The 20,798-nt window shown below is 41.6% G+C and carries 22 protein-coding genes and 1 other annotated feature; of the genes, 17 read left to right on the forward strand and 5 right to left on the reverse strand.

Annotated elements, in window-relative coordinates:
* Window positions 1-4: 4 nt before the first annotated feature.
* From lepA to GQA99_RS06365, 8 genes are all read left to right on the forward strand, one after another.
* Window positions 5-1,795, forward strand: a complete 1,791-nt coding sequence (lepA, locus tag GQA99_RS06330) for a translation elongation factor 4 (protein WP_160053053.1) — start codon at window positions 5-7, stop codon at window positions 1,793-1,795.
* A gap of 192 nt (window positions 1,796-1,987) precedes the next feature.
* The gene (gene lepB, locus GQA99_RS06335; protein ID WP_160053133.1) at window positions 1,988-2,902 is read left to right on the forward strand and encodes a signal peptidase I; all 915 of its coding nucleotides are present in this window, start codon (window positions 1,988-1,990) and stop codon (window positions 2,900-2,902) included.
* Complete coding sequence (gene rnc, locus GQA99_RS06340; protein WP_160053054.1) at window positions 2,902-3,582, forward strand: ribonuclease III; 681 nt, start codon at window positions 2,902-2,904, stop codon at window positions 3,580-3,582. Before lepB ends, rnc begins: the two co-directional genes overlap by 1 nt.
* Window positions 3,579-4,583, forward strand: coding sequence for a GTPase Era (gene era / locus GQA99_RS06345; protein WP_160053055.1), 1,005 nt, complete (start codon window positions 3,579-3,581; stop codon window positions 4,581-4,583). Before rnc ends, era begins: the two co-directional genes overlap by 4 nt.
* Window positions 4,584-4,628: 45 nt before the next feature.
* A complete protein-coding gene (recO, locus tag GQA99_RS06350; RefSeq protein WP_160053056.1) occupies window positions 4,629-5,342 on the forward strand; it encodes a DNA repair protein RecO in 714 nt (237 codons plus the stop codon).
* Window positions 5,343-5,437: 95 nt separating this feature from the next.
* Entirely contained in the window at window positions 5,438-6,175 is a 738-nt protein-coding gene (gene pdxJ, locus GQA99_RS06355; RefSeq protein ID WP_160053057.1) for a pyridoxine 5'-phosphate synthase, read from the forward strand.
* Window positions 6,175-6,555 carry a holo-ACP synthase gene (gene acpS, locus GQA99_RS06360; protein WP_160053058.1) on the forward strand — a complete coding sequence of 127 codons (381 nt, stop codon included), beginning with the start codon at window positions 6,175-6,177 and terminating at the stop codon, window positions 6,553-6,555. Before pdxJ ends, acpS begins: the two co-directional genes overlap by 1 nt.
* An 83-nt stretch (window positions 6,556-6,638) precedes the next feature.
* Complete coding sequence (locus GQA99_RS06365) at window positions 6,639-7,163, forward strand: Mpo1 family 2-hydroxy fatty acid dioxygenase (protein ID WP_160053059.1); 525 nt, start codon at window positions 6,639-6,641, stop codon at window positions 7,161-7,163.
* Between the two features lie 171 nt (window positions 7,164-7,334).
* On the opposite strand, the gene GQA99_RS06370 is transcribed toward GQA99_RS06365, so the two are convergent.
* Window positions 7,335-8,624 carry an HlyC/CorC family transporter gene (locus GQA99_RS06370; protein ID WP_160053060.1) on the reverse strand — a complete coding sequence of 430 codons (1,290 nt, stop codon included), beginning with the start codon at window positions 8,622-8,624 and terminating at the stop codon, window positions 7,335-7,337.
* A gap of 151 nt (window positions 8,625-8,775) precedes the next feature.
* Window positions 8,776-9,564 carry a cytochrome C assembly family protein gene (locus tag GQA99_RS06375; RefSeq protein WP_160053061.1) on the reverse strand — a complete coding sequence of 263 codons (789 nt, stop codon included), beginning with the start codon at window positions 9,562-9,564 and terminating at the stop codon, window positions 8,776-8,778.
* Between the two features lie 284 nt (window positions 9,565-9,848).
* Here GQA99_RS06375 and ffh point away from each other — a divergent pair, with 284 nt between their 5' ends.
* From ffh to GQA99_RS06415, 8 genes are all read left to right on the forward strand, one after another.
* Complete coding sequence (gene ffh / locus GQA99_RS06380; RefSeq protein ID WP_160053062.1) at window positions 9,849-11,222, forward strand: signal recognition particle protein; 1,374 nt, start codon at window positions 9,849-9,851, stop codon at window positions 11,220-11,222.
* A 229-nt stretch (window positions 11,223-11,451) separates the two neighbouring features.
* Window positions 11,452-11,703, forward strand: coding sequence for a 30S ribosomal protein S16 (gene rpsP / locus GQA99_RS06385; RefSeq protein ID WP_160053063.1), 252 nt, complete (start codon window positions 11,452-11,454; stop codon window positions 11,701-11,703).
* Window positions 11,704-11,728: 25 nt separating this feature from the next.
* Complete coding sequence (rimM, locus tag GQA99_RS06390) at window positions 11,729-12,259, forward strand: ribosome maturation factor RimM (RefSeq protein WP_160053064.1); 531 nt, start codon at window positions 11,729-11,731, stop codon at window positions 12,257-12,259.
* Window positions 12,260-12,274: 15 nt separating this feature from the next.
* On the forward strand, window positions 12,275-13,021 hold the full coding sequence (gene trmD, locus GQA99_RS06395) for a tRNA (guanosine(37)-N1)-methyltransferase TrmD (RefSeq protein WP_160053065.1): 747 nt from the start codon (window positions 12,275-12,277) through the stop codon (window positions 13,019-13,021).
* A 33-nt stretch (window positions 13,022-13,054) separates the two neighbouring features.
* Entirely contained in the window at window positions 13,055-13,408 is a 354-nt protein-coding gene (rplS, locus tag GQA99_RS06400; protein ID WP_124731766.1) for a 50S ribosomal protein L19, read from the forward strand.
* Between the two features lie 348 nt (window positions 13,409-13,756).
* A complete protein-coding gene (locus tag GQA99_RS06405; RefSeq protein ID WP_160053066.1) occupies window positions 13,757-14,848 on the forward strand; it encodes a 3-deoxy-7-phosphoheptulonate synthase in 1,092 nt (363 codons plus the stop codon).
* Window positions 14,849-14,859: 11 nt separating this feature from the next.
* Complete coding sequence (tyrA, locus tag GQA99_RS06410; RefSeq protein WP_160053067.1) at window positions 14,860-15,999, forward strand: bifunctional chorismate mutase/prephenate dehydrogenase; 1,140 nt, start codon at window positions 14,860-14,862, stop codon at window positions 15,997-15,999.
* Between the two features lie 135 nt (window positions 16,000-16,134).
* A complete protein-coding gene (locus GQA99_RS06415; protein ID WP_373291411.1) occupies window positions 16,135-16,473 on the forward strand; it encodes a hypothetical protein in 339 nt (112 codons plus the stop codon).
* A gap of 76 nt (window positions 16,474-16,549) precedes the next feature.
* Here GQA99_RS06415 and GQA99_RS06420 read toward each other — a convergent pair whose 3' ends face one another.
* Window positions 16,550-18,493 carry a chorismate mutase gene (locus GQA99_RS06420; RefSeq protein WP_160053069.1) on the reverse strand — a complete coding sequence of 648 codons (1,944 nt, stop codon included), beginning with the start codon at window positions 18,491-18,493 and terminating at the stop codon, window positions 16,550-16,552.
* A gap of 57 nt (window positions 18,494-18,550) precedes the next feature.
* Window positions 18,551-18,671: a sequence feature (Phe leader region), on the reverse strand.
* Window positions 18,672-18,786: 115 nt separating this feature from the next.
* Window positions 18,787-19,140, reverse strand: coding sequence for a ribosome hibernation-promoting factor, HPF/YfiA family (gene hpf / locus GQA99_RS06425; RefSeq protein WP_101086362.1), 354 nt, complete (start codon window positions 19,138-19,140; stop codon window positions 18,787-18,789).
* Between the two features lie 456 nt (window positions 19,141-19,596).
* Here hpf and GQA99_RS06430 point away from each other — a divergent pair, with 456 nt between their 5' ends.
* A complete protein-coding gene (locus GQA99_RS06430; RefSeq protein WP_160053070.1) occupies window positions 19,597-20,262 on the forward strand; it encodes a cytochrome b/b6 domain-containing protein in 666 nt (221 codons plus the stop codon).
* A gap of 81 nt (window positions 20,263-20,343) precedes the next feature.
* On the opposite strand, the gene GQA99_RS06435 is transcribed toward GQA99_RS06430, so the two are convergent.
* Window positions 20,344-20,793 carry a c-type cytochrome gene (locus GQA99_RS06435; RefSeq protein WP_160053134.1) on the reverse strand — a complete coding sequence of 150 codons (450 nt, stop codon included), beginning with the start codon at window positions 20,791-20,793 and terminating at the stop codon, window positions 20,344-20,346.
* Window positions 20,794-20,798: the final 5 nt, after the last annotated feature.

Genomic DNA, 20,798 nt, shown 5'->3' on the forward strand with positions numbered 1-20,798 from the left:
CATAATGAAACACATTAGAAACTTCTCGATTATTGCCCATATCGACCATGGTAAATCAACTTTATCCGATCGCCTGATCCAGGTATGTGGCGGCTTAACTGACCGTGAAATGGCTGCACAGGTTTTAGATTCAATGGATCTAGAACGTGAGCGTGGCATTACGATTAAAGCCCAAAGCGTAACACTCGATTACCATGCAAAAGATGGTAAGACCTATCAATTAAACTTTATTGACACCCCCGGCCACGTTGACTTCTCTTATGAAGTATCACGTTCGCTTGCTGCGTGTGAAGGTGCTTTATTAGTCGTTGATGCGGGTCAAGGTGTAGAAGCGCAAACACTTGCAAACTGTTACACCGCACTAGACATGAATCTAGACGTTGTGCCAGTCCTTAACAAAATCGACTTACCGCAAGCCGAGCCTGAGCGCGTTGCCGCTGAAATTGAAGATATTGTTGGTATTGATGCCAAGGATGCTGTGCGTTGTTCTGCTAAAACGGGTGTTGGTGTTGACCTTGTTTTAGAAGAAATCATCGCCAAAATTCCACCACCGGAAGGTGATGAGAATGCACCATTACAAGCATTAATTATCGACTCATGGTTTGACGCTTATCTTGGTGTTGTTTCTTTAGTGCGTATAAAACATGGCGTATTGAAAAAAGGCGACAAGTTTAAAGTGATGTCGACCGGTATAAACTACAATGCCGACCGTGTGGGTATTTTTACGCCGAAAGAAAAAGATGAACCTGAACTGCGCGCAGGCGAAGTGGGTTATGTTATTTCGGGTATTAAAGAAATTCACGGTGCACCAGTAGGTGATACGTTAACGCACGCAAAAAATGGTGCCGACAAACCGTTGCCAGGATTTAAAAAGGTCACCCCACAGGTTTATGCCGGTGTGTTCCCTATTTCGACTGACGAATACGAAAACTTCCGTGACGCGCTAAACAAGCTGAGCTTGAATGATGCGTCGCTGTTTTTTGAACCAGAAACCTCGAGCGCACTCGGTTTTGGTTTCCGTATTGGCTACTTGGGCTTACTCCACATGGAGATTGTTCAAGAGCGTTTAGAGCGTGAATATAACCTCGATTTGATCACCACAGCACCGACCGTAGTATATGAAGTTGTGATGACCAATGGCGACGTTATTTATGTTGATAATCCGTCTGATTTGCCTGCTCTTAATAATATCGAAGAGCTACGTGAGCCGATAGTTGAAGCCAATATCCTTGTACCAAAAGAATACTTAGGTAATGTGATTACTTTATGTATTGAAAAGCGTGGCTCGCAAACCAATATGGTTTATCACGGCAACCAAGTGGCAGTGACTTATCACTTACCGATGGCCGAAGTGGTAATGGACTTCTTTGACCGTCTAAAGTCAACCAGTCGAGGTTATGCTTCACTTGAATATAACTTTATTCGTTTTGACGCGGCAGATATGGTGCGTTTAGATATATTAATTAACGGCGATCGTGTCGATGCTTTAGCGATGATTATTCACCGCTCTAACATTCGTCATCGAGGTTTAGCGTTGGTTGAGAAGATGAAAGAGTTAATTCCTCGCCAAATGTTTGATATTGCGATTCAGGCAGCTGTTGGCAGTCAGATTATTGCGCGTTCAACGATTAAAGCATTACGTAAAGACGTTACCGCTAAATGTTATGGTGGTGACGTATCGCGTAAGAAGAAACTGCTTAACAAGCAGAAAGAAGGTAAAAAACGCATGAAGCAAGTGGGTAACGTTGAAGTGCCACAAGAGGCATTCTTAGCGGTACTTAAATTAAACGATTAATTATAATTAATTGTTTTAATTTGCTTAATAACGCCGCGCATTGCGGCGTTATCGTTATTTTTACTATATATTTTGTAACACTCAACAGGGTGAATGTTTATTCGTTAATCACCATACTGGAATGAGTTAAATTGGGTGATTACCCAAACCATATGGAAACATTTACATCATCCTGCAGGAGATAAATCAGTAATGGCAGCCTATTTTTCACTTATTTTAGTGCTCGTAACCTTAGGTAGTGGTCTTATCTGGTTGATTGACGTTATATTTTTTGCGCCTAAACGCCGTGAAAAACTGGCATTGGCTCAAGCTAATTCAAATCAATTGAGTGCTGATGCGATTGATAAGATTGTCCGTGAGCCGGTTTTAGTGGAAACCGCGCATTCTATATTTCCGGTTATCGCATTTGTGATGATTTTACGCTCATTTATTTACGAACCTTTTCAAATTCCTTCTGGTTCAATGATGCCAACCCTGTTGGTGGGCGACTTTATTTTGGTCGAGAAATTTAGCTATGGTTTACGTGATCCAGTATGGCGTAGCAAACTGGTTGAAACCGGTGAGCCTGAGCGTGGTGATGTGTTTGTATTCAAATACCCTGAAAACCCTAAAATTGACTATATTAAACGTGTAGTGGGTTTGCCGGGTGACAAGATTATTTACCGTAATAAGCAGTTAATGATTCAAGAAGCTTGTGATACAGGTACCGATTGTGCGGCACCTCAAATCATTGAACATACCGAGCTTAACCGTGGTGAATTTAGTCAAAATGACGTGCCACTTATTCGCTTAAACGAACAATTAGGCGATGTAAATCATGATATTTTGATCAATCCGTCACGTCCTGATTTTAGACAGCACTTTTACCCTCAGCCTGGCTCGCCTGCAGGTGAATTTATTGTACCTAAAGGCATGTACTTTGCGATGGGTGATAACCGTGACAACAGTACTGACAGTCGTTTTTGGGGCTTTGTGCCTGAAGAGAACCTAGTAGGTAAAGCTGTCGCTATTTGGATTAGTTTTGAATTTGATCGCAGCCCTAATGATTGGTTACCTACTTGGGTACCTACCGGTGTGCGTTTTGATAGAGTAGGTGGAATACATTGATGGAACCCATTAAAAATTTGCCGCGCTTGTGCCGTACTTTAGGTTACGAGTTTAACAATATTGAGTTACTGACTCAGGCGTTAACCCACCGCAGCGCAGCAAATAAACATAATGAGCGTTTAGAGTTTTTAGGTGATTCAATTTTATCGATAGTGATTTCTGATGCCTTATATCACCAATTTCCAAAAGCAACCGAAGGTGATTTAAGTCGCATGCGCGCCACCTTAGTTAAAGGCGATACACTGACGCTAATCGCCAAAGAGTTTAAGCTCGGAGATTATTTGTTTTTAGGCCCTGGCGAGCTAAAAAGCGGCGGATTTAGACGTGAATCAATTTTAGCGGATGCAGTAGAAGCAATTATTGGCGCTATATATCTTGATGCTAATTTAGATGTTTGCCGCGGATTGTTATTGAGCTGGTACGAAGCCCGATTGGCAAAAATTAAACCCGGTATTAATCAAAAAGATCCTAAAACCATTTTACAAGAACACTTACAGGGGTTTAAAAAACCACTACCTGATTACCAAGTTGTTGCTGTTGAAGGTGAAGCGCATGACCAAACCTTTACCGTAGAATGTAAAATTAGTGAATTGAACGAAGTTGTCACTGGTGTGGCAAGTTCTAGAAGAAAAGCTGAACAGCTAGCGGCTGCTCAGGTATTGGAGTTACTGAATAAATGACCAAAAAAACAGACTTGCCAGCAGGTGCTAATCAAGAACCTAGCTTAGATGAACTGCTGGCAAGGATGAACCAAGCAGCCCCAACCGCCGGAGCGCAGTTTGATGTCACCTATTGCGGTATGGTTGCCATTGTTGGTCGCCCTAACGTAGGTAAATCGACACTTTTGAACAAGTTGCTTGGTCAAAAAGTCAGTATTACTTCTAAAAAGCCACAAACGACTCGTCATCGTATTATGGGGATCCATACCGATGGCCCAAGCCAGATCGTATTTATTGATACCCCAGGTTTGCACATTGAAGAAAAACGCGCCATTAACCGTTTAATGAACCGCGCTGCAGCCAGTTCGTTAGCTGATGTCGCAATGGTTATCTTTGTGGTTGACGGAATGACATGGACCGCAGACGATGAAATGGTGTTACAAAAACTCAAGCATCGTAACGACGACCGTAAAATTATATTAGCAATTAATAAAGTCGATAATATTAAAGATAAGGAAAAGCTATTTCCTTATCTAACTGAGCTTGCTCAGAAGTTTGATTTTGACGAGATTTTGCCAATTTCAGCCAGTAAAGGCACTAACGTACAACGTATTTTAGACATGGCTCGTGAGTCTTTACCGGAAGCACCGTTTTATTTCCCAGAAGACTACGTCACTGATCGCTCGCAACGTTTTATGGCTTCTGAAATTGTCCGTGAAAAGCTTATGCGTTTTTTAGGTGATGAATTGCCATATGATGCCACGGTTGAAATCGAGCAGTTTAAAATGATGGATAACGGTGTCTATCAAATTAACGCGCTGATCCTCGTTGAACGTGAAGGCCAAAAACGCATGGTGATTGGTAATAAAGGCGAACGTATTCGTACTATTGCGACGCAATCACGCCTTGATATGGAAACGTTATTTGATAATAAAGTGTTTCTTGAGGTCTGGGTCAAAGTGAAGTCAGGCTGGGCAGACGATGAACGCGCCCTAAGAAGCTTAGGTTATGGCGAAGACTAAGTCGCCAACGCTCCTTACTCTCGTAATTTTGTAGGCATGGCCACCATGAAACGTGGCTATGTGTTACATCATCGACCTTTTCGTGAGTCGAGTGTGATTGTTAATTTATTGATAGAGGGCGTCGGTCGTGTTGATGCCATAACGCGTGTAGGCACAGGTAAGCGCTCAATCAAAAGTATTTTACAACCTTTTCAACCCCTCATCGTACAATTTAGTGCTCAATCTGAAGCCAAAAGTCTTGGTTTAAAAAATATTACTCAAATCGAGTCTGCCGCTCCTGCAATGCCATTAACCGGTAATAGTTTATATTCTGGTTTTTATCTCAATGAGTTACTTGTGCGCTTACTGTCTGTAGAGCATCAAGCTGAAGGGCTATTTATAGAGTACCATCGCGCCTTGATGTCACTTGCTAAAGGTTTTTGCTCCAGTCATTTACGTTATTTTGAAATGGCATTATTGCTGGAGTTAGGTGCATTCCCCTCTTTGAATTATGACACTTTAGGCAATGCGTTAGATCCAGACTGTTATTATCGGTTTATTCCACAAAGTGGTTTCTTGCCTGTAGTGCAAAGCCGGGAGTCGAATTTATTACATGGTAAAGGCTGTTTAACTGGAGCGATGTTGTTAGCATTAGCATCACAAAATCTACAAATCGATCAGCTAAATCAAGCAAAGGGCCTAATGCGTTATTTGTTGACGCCATTATTAGGCAATAAACCGTTATTGAGCCGACAGTTATTTGCAAAAAATGCACAATAAAGCTTTTCGTATTACGACGTGAACCAAGTACAATTTAGTTCGTACAAGATCACGGTCAGTCCTATTCTTCGTTTATTAATATTAAGGAGCTCGGTGTGAGCGGAATTTTATTAGGCATTAACATCGATCATATCGCCACGTTACGTCAAGCTCGTGGTACAAATTATCCCGATCCTGTTCATGCTGCAGCCGTTGCAGAACATGCTGGCGCCGATGGTATCACTATCCATTTACGTGAGGACCGACGTCACATTCAAGACCGCGATGTTTATTTACTCGCGAAAACCCTAAAAACACGCATGAACTTTGAGTTTGCTGTGACTGAGGAGATGATTGCTATCGCGTGTGATATTAAACCTGCTTACGCGTGTTTAGTACCAGAGAAACGTGAAGAACTCACCACAGAAGGCGGTTTAGATGTTGCAGGTCAATTAGACAAAATCACTTCAGCTGTGACTCGTTTAGCGGCTGAGGGCATTAAAGTGTCGCTCTTTATTGATGCGGATAAAACCCAAATTGACGCCGCAGTCGCCACGGGGGCACCTTATATCGAAATCCATACAGGCTGTTATGCCGATGCACAAACTGATGCTGAACAAGCCCTGGAGCTTGCTCGTATAACCGAAATGGCAAGTTATGCTCACAGTAAAGGTTTAGTAGTGAATGCTGGGCATGGCTTGCATTATCACAATGTTAAAGCGATAGCAGCAATACCTGAATTGTATGAACTTAATATTGGTCATGCAGTAGTGGCTCGTGCAGCTATCGATGGCTTAGAGACCGCAGTTCGCGATATGAAAAAACTGATGCTTGAAGGCCGTAGAGGCGAGTAATGGCAATCGTTGGTATGGGTACCGATATCGTCGAGATAGCCCGAATACATGAGCAACGTGAACGTCTAGGTGACAGATTAGCTAAACGAGTACTCACAGAGTTTGAGCTTGCCATATACATGCAATCTAACCAGGCAGCACGTTTTTTAGCAAAGCGCTTTGCTGCTAAAGAAGCCGCCGCAAAAGCGTTAGGCACGGGTATTGGCCGCGGTGTGTCTTTTCAGCATATTCATATCGACAATGACGCTAATGGCGCACCGATAATCCGTTTCACAGACGGTGCACTGGCTCGTTTAACACAACTTGGCGGCAGCAGAGGGTTTATTAGCATTGCTGATGAACAACATTATGCAGTCGCAACGGTGATATTAGAACGTTGATTCACCGGTATTTGTCCCTTTTAAAACCATACAAACTAGGTTAAATTAACACGATAACAACAACTAATATAACGAGACACAAGATGAAATCGGCAGTAGAACAATTATCGACCTATAAAAGTGTTCACTTAAACCCTAACAACATTCGCACCCATTTTGTCGGGGTTCCCATGATTATTTGGTCGGCATTTTTAATGTTGGGGACATTACGATCAGCATGGCAAGATTATCAAGTGAGTGTGGCAATGGTACTCACATTAGTGGTTTTAGCTTATTACACTATGCTGCATGTACGTTTAGCGATAGGGTTAGTGTTGTTCATTATTCCGGTACTCTATACCACTGAAATGGTGGTTCATACAGAACATCCCATGTTAATTGCCCTGGCTGTTTTTGTGATAGGTTGGGTCATTCAATTTGTTGGCCATCAATATGAAAAAGCTAAACCTGCTTTTATGGATGATTTGAATCAGCTATTAATCGGTCCATTTTTTTTGATGGCAGAACTCTATTTTATGTTTGGCTGGGAAAAAGAGCTCGCAGCTGAAATTAAACCACTTGCCAGAGATAAACGCCGCGCTTTAGAAGCGAAATTGCGTGGCAAGTAATCAAATATAAATGTATTTAGCAAAGCTTTTTATTTTGCTATCTGCGTTATTTTTAGTACATCGACCCATAGTTGTAAGATTGAGTAAATCACTTGAGTCGAGTTAGTTTGCTAAGCCATAAAAAAGGCGCTCAAAGCGCCTTTTTTGTTGTCAGCTATTTAAGGTGAGAGGTTATTCGTCATCGTTTTCAGTAGTAATAACATCTAAATTACTGGGTAATACCCTTACAGCTTTAATCATATTATCTGCAACTTCAATCACTTCTATTTGGTAACCTGCAATACGCAAACTAGTATTGGCTGCCGGAATATCTTCAAGAAACTCGATGATAAGGCCGTTCAACGTTTTAGGACCATCAATTGGGAAGTGCCATTTCATTTCTTTATTTAAGTCACGAATGTTAATGGTCGCGTCAATTAAAAAGCTGCCGTCTTGCTGGATATTAATGTCTTCACTTGGTGTCGTTATCATCGAAGTCGTAAAGTCGCCGACGATTTCTTCTAATATATCTTCTAGTGTCACTAAGCCTTGGATATCGCCATATTCATCCACTACCAAGCCAATGCGTTCTTTATTGTGCTGGAAGTTTGATAACTGTACGTTTAATGGCGTGCCTTCAGGGATAAAATACAATTCTTTCACGGCACGTAATAATGATGATTTACTGAATTGCTCTTTAGACTGCAGGCGTAAAGCATCACGTAAATGGATAAAACCAACAGCATCATCAATATTGTCACGGTAAACCAATACACGTGTATGAGGGCTTTGAATCACCATCTTATTAATGAGTTTAAAGTCATCATTTACGTTAATGGCATAAATATCTGCACGGGAAATCATGATGTCTTCAACAGTGACTTTTTCTAAATCAAGGATAGAAAGCAGCATTTCTTGGTGACGCTGAGGAATGAGCGCGCCAGCTTCATGCACCACCGTACGCAATTCTTCCTGGCTTAGTGCATCACTGGTTTTTACCGTTTTAATGCCCATCAAGCGTAAAAAACCTGAGGTGATTAGGTTTATCGCCTTCACGAATGGCGATAATAAAATTAACAACCAACCTAATAAAATACTCGACGGAAATGCAATGCGTTCTGGGTGAAGTGCTGCAAAAGTTTTTGGGGTAACTTCGGCAAATACGAGTACCACAATGGTCAATACACCGGTTGCAATGGCAACACCCATGTCACCAAATAGACGCATACCAATAATGGTGGCAATAGCCGACGCTAAAATATTGACTAGGTTATTACCGATCAAGATTAAACCAATGAGTCGGTCTGGGCGGTCAAGCATCTTTAATGCGCGCTGCGCACCTTTATGGCCATTGCCTGCAAGATGCCGTAAGCGGTAGCGGTTTAAGCTCATCATTGCGGTTTCTGAACCTGAGAAGTATGCAGAAATCACAATTAAAACCAGAAGGAAGATTAGGAGTGCGCTGGTAGATATAGCGTCCAAAAAGGGGGCCCCATTAAGTGCTGTAAAATTGGCTAACTGCGCCAATACATAAAATTTAACAGCCATTATTTATTAATGGCTGTTAGTGTCAAGTTATCTTATTGATGTTTCGATCTGACTTAGCGTGTTATTGAAGTTTTAAATTATAAAACTAATTTAATATCAATTCTTTAACAACTCTAGCGCCAAAGTAAGCTAACGACAGTAAACCTGCGCCAGACAAGCTATAGATAACAGCAGTGCGAATTCTACAGCCTACAGTATATTGTTGCCACAACATAATGGCATAAACCACCCAAGCCATCATTGATAGCACTGCTTTATGGCCTTTACCGTCAACAAACATGTCATCTAAAAATACAAAGCCTGTGATTAACGACAAGCTCAGGAGTACAAATCCTATAATAATGAGGTGGTAAAGCTGCCGCTCTACGGTCATTAATGGTGGCATTGCAGGGCTCATCATCATCTGTTTCTTTTTGAGCTTAGATTGAATAAACGATAATTGAATCGCATACAGTGCCGCAATCATTAACGCACTGTAGGCCATTAATGACAGTATCACATGGGCTAAAATTTCAGGATGAAGCTCAAAATGAGTAATGAATTGCGGTGGTAGTAACCATAGTAATGCCACAGATAATACTGAGCAGGCATAAACCACAGGTACGACAATAATGACTTTCAGGCGAGGCATAGTGATAGTGAAGGTGAGAGCAATAATCCAATTCACCAGTGAAATCACGTTGGTTAAACTAAAGTTTTGGCCGTCAACAGTAAAGATCGCTTTCGATAGTGCCAGTCCATGCAAAATGACCGCGATACTCGACATGACCATAACCGCCTTGCGATTGGGTCCTTGTGCATGAAATAGTCTACTGGTGACCAAAATAAGTGCAATGCAATAAAACAACATGGCAGCAGCTGAAAAAATAACCATTTGAGATCAACCTATCAAAGTAGTAACGCGTTATTGAAAAGCGATTGTTAACCTACGTGAATGCCAGAAACTAGTGCCTGCACATCGCATTTTCATTATTTGTCTTAGATTAACATGATCATGCACTAATATGGCAGTGACCTGAGGCTCAAAATTTAACAGTATCTTACCCTTAGCGGCAAATAATTTACCTAATCACGATAAGTGATCGCTGCAAGTATCGTAATTTAGAGTGGCTTGGGTATAATAGCCTCAATTACCGATATGCTTAAAAGAGCTGATCAATGTTTGAAAATTTATCCGACAGACTGTCACGCACACTAAAAAATATTAGTGGGCGTGGTCGCTTAACAGAAGACAACATTAAAGAAACCCTGCGCGAAGTGCGTATGGCGCTGCTTGAAGCAGATGTCGCTTTACCTGTTGTTAGAGAATTTGTTAACAGCGTAAAAGAACGCGCTGTAGGGCAAGAGGTATCTAAAAGCCTCAGCCCTGGGCAAGCTTTCATTAAAATCGTTCAAAGTGAGCTTGAAAAAGCCATGGGCGAGTCGAATGAAGCGTTAGATTTAGCCGCCACACCACCCGCAGTGATTATGATGGCGGGTTTACAGGGGGCTGGTAAAACGACCTCTGTGGCTAAATTAGGTAAATTACTGCGCACACGCCATAAAAAGTCGGTGTTAGTTGTCAGTGCTGACGTATATCGTCCAGCGGCAATTAAGCAACTTGAAACCCTAGCGGCAGAAGTCGATGTTGAGTTTTTTCCATCAGATGTAAGTCAAAAGCCGGTCGATATTGCTAAGGCTGCAATCAGCCACGCTAAGCTTAAGTTTATTGATGTTGTGATTGTCGATACCGCGGGTCGCTTGCACGTTGATGAAGCCATGATGGATGAAGTCAAGGCGCTCCATGCAACGGTAAAACCGATTGAAACCCTGTTTGTGGTCGACGCCATGACCGGACAAGATGCGGCCAATACCGCCAAAGCCTTTAACGAAGCTTTGCCATTAACGGGTATTATTCTCACCAAGGTTGACGGTGATGCCCGTGGTGGTGCTGCGTTATCTATCCGCAATATTACTGGAAAACCGATTAAGTTTTTAGGTGTGGGTGAAAAAACGGATGCACTCGAACCGTTTCATCCAGACCGTATTGCATCACGTATTTTAGGCATGGGTGACGTATTGTCACTGATTGAAGAAGTTGAGCGTGGTGTCGATAAAGACAAAGCGATGAAACTTGCTTCAAAAGTCAAATCGGGTGGCAACTTTGACCTAGAAGATTTTCGTGAGCAATTACAGCAAATGAAAAATATGGGCGGCATGATGAACATGCTCGAAAAGTTACCTGGTGTAGGCCAATTACCTCCAGAAGCGTTAGCTCAAGTCCAAGACGGAAAAATGACCGGTCAAATGGAAGCCATCATTAATTCGATGACAGCTAAAGAGCGTAAAAACCCAGATTTAATCAAAGGCTCTCGTAAACGCCGAATCGCATTAGGTTCTGGCACTCAAATCCAAGACGTTAACCGTTTATTAAAACAGTTTACCCAAATGCAGAAAATGATGAAAAAGATGTCAGCAAAGGGTGGTATGAAGAAGATGATGCGCGGAATGAGTGGAATGTTACCTCCAGGAATGAAATTTCCAGGTAGATAATTAAGTCATCTTTTAAGTATAAACGCGGTTAATTGATACACACATCAGTTGGTTAGGTTATGTCTTTACAGCTAGGGCAACCAAATCGGTGAGTTAAAAATCATCAGATTTGGTTGCAATAGTTCAAAAGTCAGGTAAAATCTTCCGGCTTTCTTTCTGGGACTCTTCGCGAACACGGAGTTCCAGTTTTTATTTTTGCTTCTAGCAAATCATTAGAGGAATAAAACGCATGGTTACCATTCGTTTAGCTCGTGGCGGCGCAAAAAAGCGTCCATTTTACAATATCGTTGTTGCTGATAGCCGCAATGCTCGTGACGGTCGTTTCATCGAACGTGTTGGTTTCTTCAATCCATTGGCTCGTGGCCAAGAAGAAACTTTACGTTTAGATCTTGATCGTGTTGAGCACTGGGTTGCTACTGGCGCTGCAACATCTGAGCGTGTTGCAAAACTGATCAAAGACGCACGTAAAGCTGCTGCTTAATTGCGTATTAAAAAGGTATAGATAGATGAGCGATAACCAACAGCCAATCGTACTGGGTAAATTAGGCTCCAGTCATGGTATTAAAGGTTGGCTTAAAATCACTTCCTATGCCGATTCTGTTGAAGGTATTTTTGATTACTCACCTTGGTTGATTAAAGAGCAAGGTGTTTGGCGTGAAGTTAAGGTCGCGCAGTGGCGTTTTCAAGGTAAAGCACTTGTTGCTGAACTTGAAGGTGTTAACTCTCGAGAGCATGCGCAAATGCTCACAAATTGTGAAATTGCGATTTTGCCAGAACAAATGAAAGATCTCGCTGATGATGAATTTTATCACCGTGATCTTATCGGCTGTGAAGTGACCAATATAAACGGCTATAACATGGGGATTGTCGACCAGATCGTGGAAACAGGATCAAACGACGTACTCTTGATTAAAGCTAACGCTAAAGATGCCTTCGGCAAAGTGGAACGTATGGTCCCCTTTGTCCCCGAGCAATTCATCAAACAGGTGAACTTGCAAGAGAAACAGATTTTAGTGGATTGGGATCCTGACTTCTAAGTCGAGGTACAACATATGTGGTTAGGGGTAATCACCCTGTTTCCAGAGATGTTTCGTGCCGTTACAGACTTTGGTGTTACGGGTCGAGCCGTCAAAAGCGGCCTGCTAGAGGTGCAAACGTGGAATCCTCGTGATTTCACCCATGATAGACACAGTACTGTGGATGACCGCCCTTACGGTGGTGGCCCTGGAATGTTAATGATGGTGCAACCTTTACGCGATGCTATCCATGCAGCAAAAGCTGCTGCAGGTGATGGGGCAAAAGTGATTTATTTGTCACCTCAGGGACGTAAGCTGGATCAGCAAGGCGTGACTGAATTGGCTAAATCAGACCGATTGATTTTAGTGTGTGGTCGATACGAAGGTGTTGATGAACGCATTATTCAAACGGAAGTGGATGAAGAATGGTCTATCGGTGATTACGTGCTTTCGGGTGGCGAATTACCGGCAATGACATTAATCGATTCAGTGGCGCGTTTAGTACCTGGTGTACTAGGCAAGCAAGCATCAGCAGAGCAAGACTCTTTCTCTGAAGGTTTACTGGATTGTCCTCATTATACACGCCCTGAACAATTGGATGGCATGGATGTACCGGCAGTGCTGTTAAGCGGTGACCACGAAAAAATTAGACTCTGGCGTTTACAACAAAGTATCGGAAGAACTTTTTTGAGACGACCAGAATTATTTGAAAATCTAGCTCTGACTGACGAACAAACGACTTTATTAGCGCAGTTCGTGAATGAAACGGACAAGTCCGCATAGTCAATGCTCAGTTAATTCTAGAATGGAGTAGTTATGAACAACATCATTAAAATGCTCAACGATGAGCAAATGAAAACAGACGTACCTGATTTCGGTGCTGGTGATACAGTAGTGGTTCAAGTACGTGTTAAAGAAGGTGATAAAGAGCGTCTTCAGGCTTTTGAAGGTCTTGTTATCGCAAAGCGTAACCGTGGTCTACACTCTGCATTCACAGTACGTAAAATCTCTAATGGTGAAGGTGTTGAGCGTGCTTTCCAGACGCATAGCCCATTAATTGCTAGCATCGAAGTTAAGCGTCGCGGCCGTGTACGTCGTGCTAAGCTGTACTATTTACGTGAGCGTTCAGGTAAGTCTGCACGTATCCGTGAAAAATTGGCAACTAAGTAATAGTTACCGATACAGAATAAAGATGCAGTGTTCGCACAAAAAACCGCCGAAAGGCGGTTTTTTGTTTCTGGGACTTTTAAATCTTTGTGGGTCTTTAAAACCATAATAAAGCGAATAGAGAGGTTTTCGCGAAAAAGCACAAAATTTATGTTTGTTATTGTATATCACATTATCACTAAGTTATTTTTTACTCCTTTGTGCAAATAAGCCTTGCTCTAGGAGCTTTGCACAGGCATAGTTGCTTTAAGGTGTAATGGTGTAGCGGTACAAAAATACAATGTGCTGTGTAATACCTAAACATAAATCTATTAGTGACCTTTGGTCTGTCGTCAAAAGAGAGTAATAAGTATGCAGCAAGATACGATTAATAATGTCCACATCAGCTCAGAACAAGTATTAGTTACGCCAGCAGAACTGAAAAAAGAATTACCACTCTCTACTCATGCTTATCAATATATTCTGAATGCACGTAAACAGGTTGCTGATATTGTTCATAAACGTGACAACCGTGTACTAGTTGTGACAGGGCCTTGCTCTATTCATGATATCGATGCCGCCAAGGAATATGCATTAAAACTGAAAAAACTCCATGATGAACTCAGCGGTGAGTTTTATATTTTAATGCGAGTCTATTTTGAAAAGCCGCGTACTACCGTGGGTTGGAAAGGACTGATTAATGATCCTGATATGAATGAGTCATTTGATGTTGAAAAAGGCTTAAGAATGGCACGTGAGTTAATGATTTGGTTAGCCGAATTGGAATTACCTATCGCAACTGAAGCATTAGATCCTATTAGTCCGCAGTATTTATCTGAGCTCGTGACCTGGTCGGCCATTGGCGCAAGAACCACAGAATCACAAACTCACCGTGAAATGGCTTCAGGCCTATCGATGCCAGTGGGCTTTAAAAATGGTACTGACGGTAAACTTGATGTAGCAATTAATGCATTAAAATCTGCGGCGAGCAGTCATCGTTTTATGGGGATTAACCAGGAGGGTCAAGTGGCATTATTGCAAACGGCTGGTAACCCAGATGGACATATTATTTTACGTGGCGGTTCAACACCCAATTATGATGCGACGAGTGTTGCACAAAGCGAAGCGCAAATTCATAAGGCAAAACTCAGTGCACGTTTAGTGGTTGATTGTAGCCATGGAAACTCTTCAAAAGATCATTTGCGTCAGAAAAACGTTTGTGAAGATGTATTTAACCAAATTGAGACGGGTAATAAATCGATTATCGGTGTTATGCTTGAAAGTAACCTCAATGAAGGTAATCAGAGTTCAGATAAGCCATTAGCAGAGCTAAAATATGGCGTGTCGGTTACTGACGCATGCATTGACTGGGAAACCACTGAAACTATTTTAAGACAAGGCGCTAACCAGTTGTCTGCAGTGTTACCGACTCGATTCGATATGCTACAGGTTGCCAACGGTTAATGGATAACAATATGAACGAAAAGACGACTGCTGATCTTGAAAATTTACGCGACCTAATTGATGGTGTCGATCAGCAACTGTTGCATTTACTGCGTAAGCGTCTTGATTTAGTCGCTCAAGTTGGTGCGGTAAAACATTCTGCTGGCGTGCCAATTTATGCGCCTCAGCGCGAAGCATCAATGCTGGCGAAACGTCGTGCAGAAGCACAAAACATGAATGTGTCGCCACAACTTATCGAAGATATCTTGCGCCGATTAATGCGTGAGTCTTACTTAAATGAAAAAGATGTTGGCTTTAAACAAGTTAAGCAAGATTTAGGACATGTTGTTGTAGTGGGTGGGCAAGGTAAGTTAGGCCAGTTGTTTACCCAAATGCTAACCTTGTCTGGTTACAAAGTAAAAAGTATTGATAAAAATGATTGGCAAGATGCTAATGCTATTTTTGACGGGGCTGGTCTAGTTATTGTCACAGTACCGATTAATGTGACTTGTGATGTGATCCGTGAAAAATTAACCCAGTTACCATCAAATTGTATACTAGCAGACTTAACCTCTATTAAAGAAAAGCCGCTTGCAGCGATGCTAGCCGCCCATAAAGGCCCTGTAGTCGGTTTACACCCAATGTTTGGCCCAGATGTAGGCAGCTTAGCAAAACAAGTTGTGGTGGTGTGTCATGGCCGCCAACCAGAAGCATATCAATGGTTATTACAGCAAATTGAGATTTGGGGGGCGCGTATTGTTGAGGCTGAAGCTGAGCGTCATGATAATGCGATGCAACTTGTACAAGCAATGCGTCATTTTTCGACTTTTGTTTACGGTTTAAATCTTTGTAAAGAAGAAGCCGATATCGATAATTTGTTGCAGTTTAGCTCACCTATCTATCGTTTAGAATTGGCCATGGTAGGCAGACTGTTTGCTCAAGATCCTGAGTTATATGCCGATATAATCTTTGCCCAACAAGGGAGCCAGCATGCGATTAGTGATTATTTAGATAACTATCGAGATGCGCTTGCTATGCTCAAGTCGGGTAATCGTCAGGAGTTTGTCACGCAATTCCAACGTGTCGCCAAATGGTTCGGTGATTTTGCACCTCAGTTCCAACATGAAAGCCGGGCAATGTTACAATCAGTCAATGATATGAAGACAGGTTAATCATTTTTAATCGATCAATTTATTGCCAAACAGTAACACAAGGCTTATGTTTAGCTAACGAGATGAACTGAATTTGTCGGTTTATTATCGTTAGCTAACATCTATAATACTTGCCTTTGGAGGAAACCCATGTCGATGACACCATCGAATATGCTACCTGCTCAACAGGTTGAAGATAATTCCCTTGGGCATTTTCTTTATGGCTTAATGAGTGCTTTCCCATTATTTTTTGTCCCTGTTTTGTTAAGTTTATGGCTTAATTTAATCCAGAAAAATGTTAATCCAGAGTCTGTCCTTGGCAGCCATTTACGCTGGCAACGCATGAGTATTATCGGTTTATGCCCATTCTTTATCGCCGGGTACTGGATTAGCCCATTATGGTTAAGTTTGCCGATGTATCTTGTCGGTGTCAGTTGGTTTAGTTACCGTATTTTTAAAGGTTGGATAAGCCTCAATGATGGACTCGCTGTATAGCCTTCTATCAACAACATCATTGAAATAAAAATGCCGAGAATTATCTCGGCATTTTTAATGGTGCTTTAAACAGCCTTTATCCTTGATAAAGGCTGTGAATAAGATCTGCCTGAGAAACGCCATCTTGTTGCTGTAATACGATTGCATCAGCTTTAAGCTGTTTTACTGCATTAGCATGAGTGCTTAATAATGCAGGGTTGACGCAGAAGCTGGTATTAACCATCACAGGTAAGTGGCTGCGCGATTTAACTTCAACCACGCCAGCTAAATCGAGGCTGAGCAGCTCTGGGTGAGTAAAACTTCTCACACCTGATTCACACAATCCAAGTTGTTGATTGCCATGGCTGAGCACCGTATCAGCCGCTTGCAGCCAATCGTCAATGCTTGCCATGGTATTACGCTCTAATATGACAGGTAAATTAACCGATCCGATTAACGCAAGCATGTCTGGGTTGTACATTTGTTTACCGGCCAAAATGATCATATCGGCTAATTGACTTGCGATGTTGAACTCTTGCTCTTGATCAATTTGCATTACGCACAGTAGTCCAGCTTGTTCAATTACCTGAGCATGTTGTTTAAGTTGCTGTTCACTCATTTGATTTTTTAAATCGTTAAGCAGTATTGCTTGAAAGCCCGCTTCTTTAATCAATTTAGCTTGTGTTGCCAGTATGGTGTTGTCTATTGGTAAATTAATTTGTTGTAGTGCGCTAAATTGACCTGCACCTAACTGCATATGCTGACATACAAGCTGGGTGTCTTGTGCTTTATATGCACGAGAATGCTTCGCTTGGCTGCTTAGTTGCGCTTTTATCGGTTCCTGCTTAGAGCTGTCGGGTTCTATTAGCAGCTGAACTTGTGATAGTTGCGTGGGTTTAACCGTTTCACAGGGATAACACCCGAGCACTTTGATAAAGCGTGTTAATCGCTCTAGCTCTTTAATCGCTTGCTGTACTTCAGTAGTGGCTAAGTTGCCATCTATGTCTAAGTAGAACATTTCTTCCCATGGCGTACCCGGTATTGGGCGAGACTCAAGTTTACTCATATTGAGATTATGGGCTTTTAATACTAATAGTGCCTCAACCAGAGCGCCAGGCTTTTGACCTGTCGCCATAATCAATGTTGTTTTTGCGGGTAATTGTGATGGCACTGCAGAGGCTTTTCTGGCAACAACAATAAAACGACTTTGATTTATCTTTTGATTGGCTAAACCGTTTTCAAGTGCTACTAACTGATATAAAGCTCCGCCTTCAGCACTGCCAATCGCAGCGACAGAGTGATTGTCTGCATCGATAACCTTGCTCATCGCTTCGGCACTGCTTGAGCAATATTCCAGTTTAATGTGTGGGTACTGGCTTAAATAGCGGCTGCATTGGCTAATAGGTTGCGGATGAGCGTAAATTGTTTTGATATCACTGATTTTGCTATCGGGCTTTGCCAGTAAACAGTGTCCAACTTCAATGGTAGTTTCACCGACAATCGATAATGTTGTATGTTGCAAAACGTCATACACTTCGTTGATTGAGCCTGATGAGGTGTTTTCTATTGGCAAAAATCCATAATCGGCATGTCCTGACTCAACTGCATTGACTATGTCATCAAAACTTTGACAGCCAAAATCAATCATTTCTACCTGACGACGCGAGCAATAGCGTGTTGCCGCTAAATATGAATAGGAACCTCTGGCACCTAGGTATGCCACAGTATATTGTTGTTTTTGGGTGTCTGGATTTGCGCGTCCGTGTAAGTAGGTTTGTTGAAAGAGCACCGAATCTTCAATGATGTTTTGGTAAAGCGATATTACAAAATGTGCATCTAAACCTTGATCGCGTCCTTGTTGCACCAAACGCTCGAGTAGTTCTTTTTCTCGCTGAGTGTCACGTATCGGTCTAACATCAACTTCTTTACTGCGGGCGACATTTAAGCTCAATTGACGGCGTTTAGATAACAGTTCTAATAACGATTTATCGAGTGCTGTGATCTGCTCACGAGTTTGACTTAACTCTGGTGGTTTTTGCATATTGACCTCAATGTAACGCAACAGTCTGACGTATGGTGAATACAACAGTATTTATAAGACAAAAAAGCCTCCCAGTGGGAGGCTTTAGAATTTTCATTTTCGTTTTTACACAGAAAATCCGCCTCCGAGGGTGGGCTGAATAAAAAAGAAAATAAAAAAGCGGAATATTTTTGTGTTCATAGGGTAAAACTAAAGCCACGGAGTTAACCTGTCAATGTAATTCTACTCAACAAGATACAATTACAAGCAAAAGAAAGCGCACCCGAAGGTGCGCTGGTGAATGATAATTAACATCAAGCTGCGTTTTCCTCCTTATAAACATACTCAAATTCGCTTTCTGTGTCATTGGGTAATGAAACGTGGCGTTGAGCCTGGGGTTTGTGAGTCAGGCGGTTTAGCTGTTTTTCCAGCTTTTGTCCCATTGCAGTAATCGCTGCGTATAGGTTTTCACTTTTCGCCTGGGCAAATAAATCTCCACTAGGTAATCCAACCGAAGCCTCAATTTTAAACAACTGCTTTTCTTGTGTGATAATGACGTGCGGGTTAATTAACTGAATATCGTGTCGAGAGAGTTTTTCTAATCGTCCTTCAATTCTTTCGCGGATGAGGGCAGTGACTTCAAGTTGTTTGCTAGTGATTTTCAGCATATTTAGAACCTTCTTGTTGTTTGCTTAACTTCAGATTACCAAGGTTAACTATAAAAATCGTGATCTAAATCACACTTTTGCAGGCTGTTAGTGTCAAGTGCTGCATATTTGATCGCTTAGACATTTTTGACAATTTATCGTTAAAATTTCCTTGTATTACGCTGCAGAACAGCTCATATTTGAATGAATAAGTTGATACTAAATTATCTTTTTTGTCTATTTATTGCACTATTTATGGCGTTTGGTAAACCATCAAAACCTACGTTGTTATTTCGTTTATTTTACCTCCTCTTGTCGTTCCGCTTCTGTTAATCATATTATTTGTACTTTTTTCATCATTGCGTGAACTGCCATTAGTCAATGCTTGACACTGTTTTAACTTTTTTTGATAAAAGAGCAAAATCTGTCACCGATTTGATATCATCCCAGAACGCAAATGGATATAGGCAGTTATCAATGAGTATAGAACAACACAAAATAAAGGTATGGGATTTTCCAACACGCTTATTTCATTGGTCCATGGTTGGCTTACTAGGTGGCTTGTGGTGGACCGCTGACATTGGCGAGATGCAATGGCATCAAGTACTGGCATATGTGTTAATGATACTAATTTTATTTAGATTGATTTGGGGCGTAATAGGGAGTGAAACATCTCTGTTTAGTCAGTTCTTTGTTGGACCTAAAAAAGTCATCAATTATGCGCTAACCAACCCAAAACCAGCATCATTAGGACATAACCCTTTAGGTGGCTATATGGTGTTTGCGTTGCTTGGTTTATTAGTGTTGCAATTAACGACTGGTTTATTTGCTACCGATGAGATTTTTACTGAGGGGCCATTAATTCACCTGGTGTCGTCTGATACCGCAAGTTGGTTAACCTGGTTACACAAAACCAATTTCAATGTGATTTTAGGGTTAGTTGTACTACACGTTGCAGCTGTGATTTTGCATGTGGTTAAAGGCGACAATATTTTAAAAGCGATGTTTAGTGGCTATAAGTACGTGAGTGGCAAAGTCACGGCTCCGACTTTACGTTCACCTTGGTTAGCCTTGGCGGTAGTTGCTGTATTGTTTGCTGGTATTTGGTGGCTATTGTTAGAGCCCGTGGTGAGTTTTTTATAGCTTAGTTCTCAGGCTGTATTAGGTTATAAAAAAATAAAGCCCATCCGATGGGCTTTATTTCTTAGATTAATTTATAGCGTCTTAATCTTTTTTGTATACATCATGACAACCTTTACAGCTTTTACCAGTGTTAGCAAAAGCTTGTTTAATCAGGTTTTGGTCTGTAGATTTCGCAGCAACCGCTAATGCCGCGGCGTTATCTTGAAATTCGGTCATTTTGCTGTCGAAATCTGCTTTGTCCTGCCAAATTTTAGCAAGCGCTTCAGTATCGCCTTTATCTGAACCGGCGATAAAACCTTCGTGAGGTAGTTTAGATAGGGCTGCAACATTGTCAGCACGGCTACTAAACACCGCCGCATCAAACGGCTTTTTGCCTTTTAACATGGCACCCATGTCACCAAAGTTATAGGCAATCAAACCAAATGCAGATTGACGATATTCAATTGCGTCAGCAGGTTTTTCAAAGTTGTTAGCAAATGCAGCAGGGATTAATATTGCCGTCGCAGCAATAGCAAGTAATGTCTTTTTCATCATGA

This window comes from Shewanella litoralis (assembly GCF_009828585.1).
In the GTDB taxonomy this organism is placed as follows: Bacteria; Pseudomonadota; Gammaproteobacteria; order Enterobacterales; family Shewanellaceae; genus Shewanella; species Shewanella litoralis.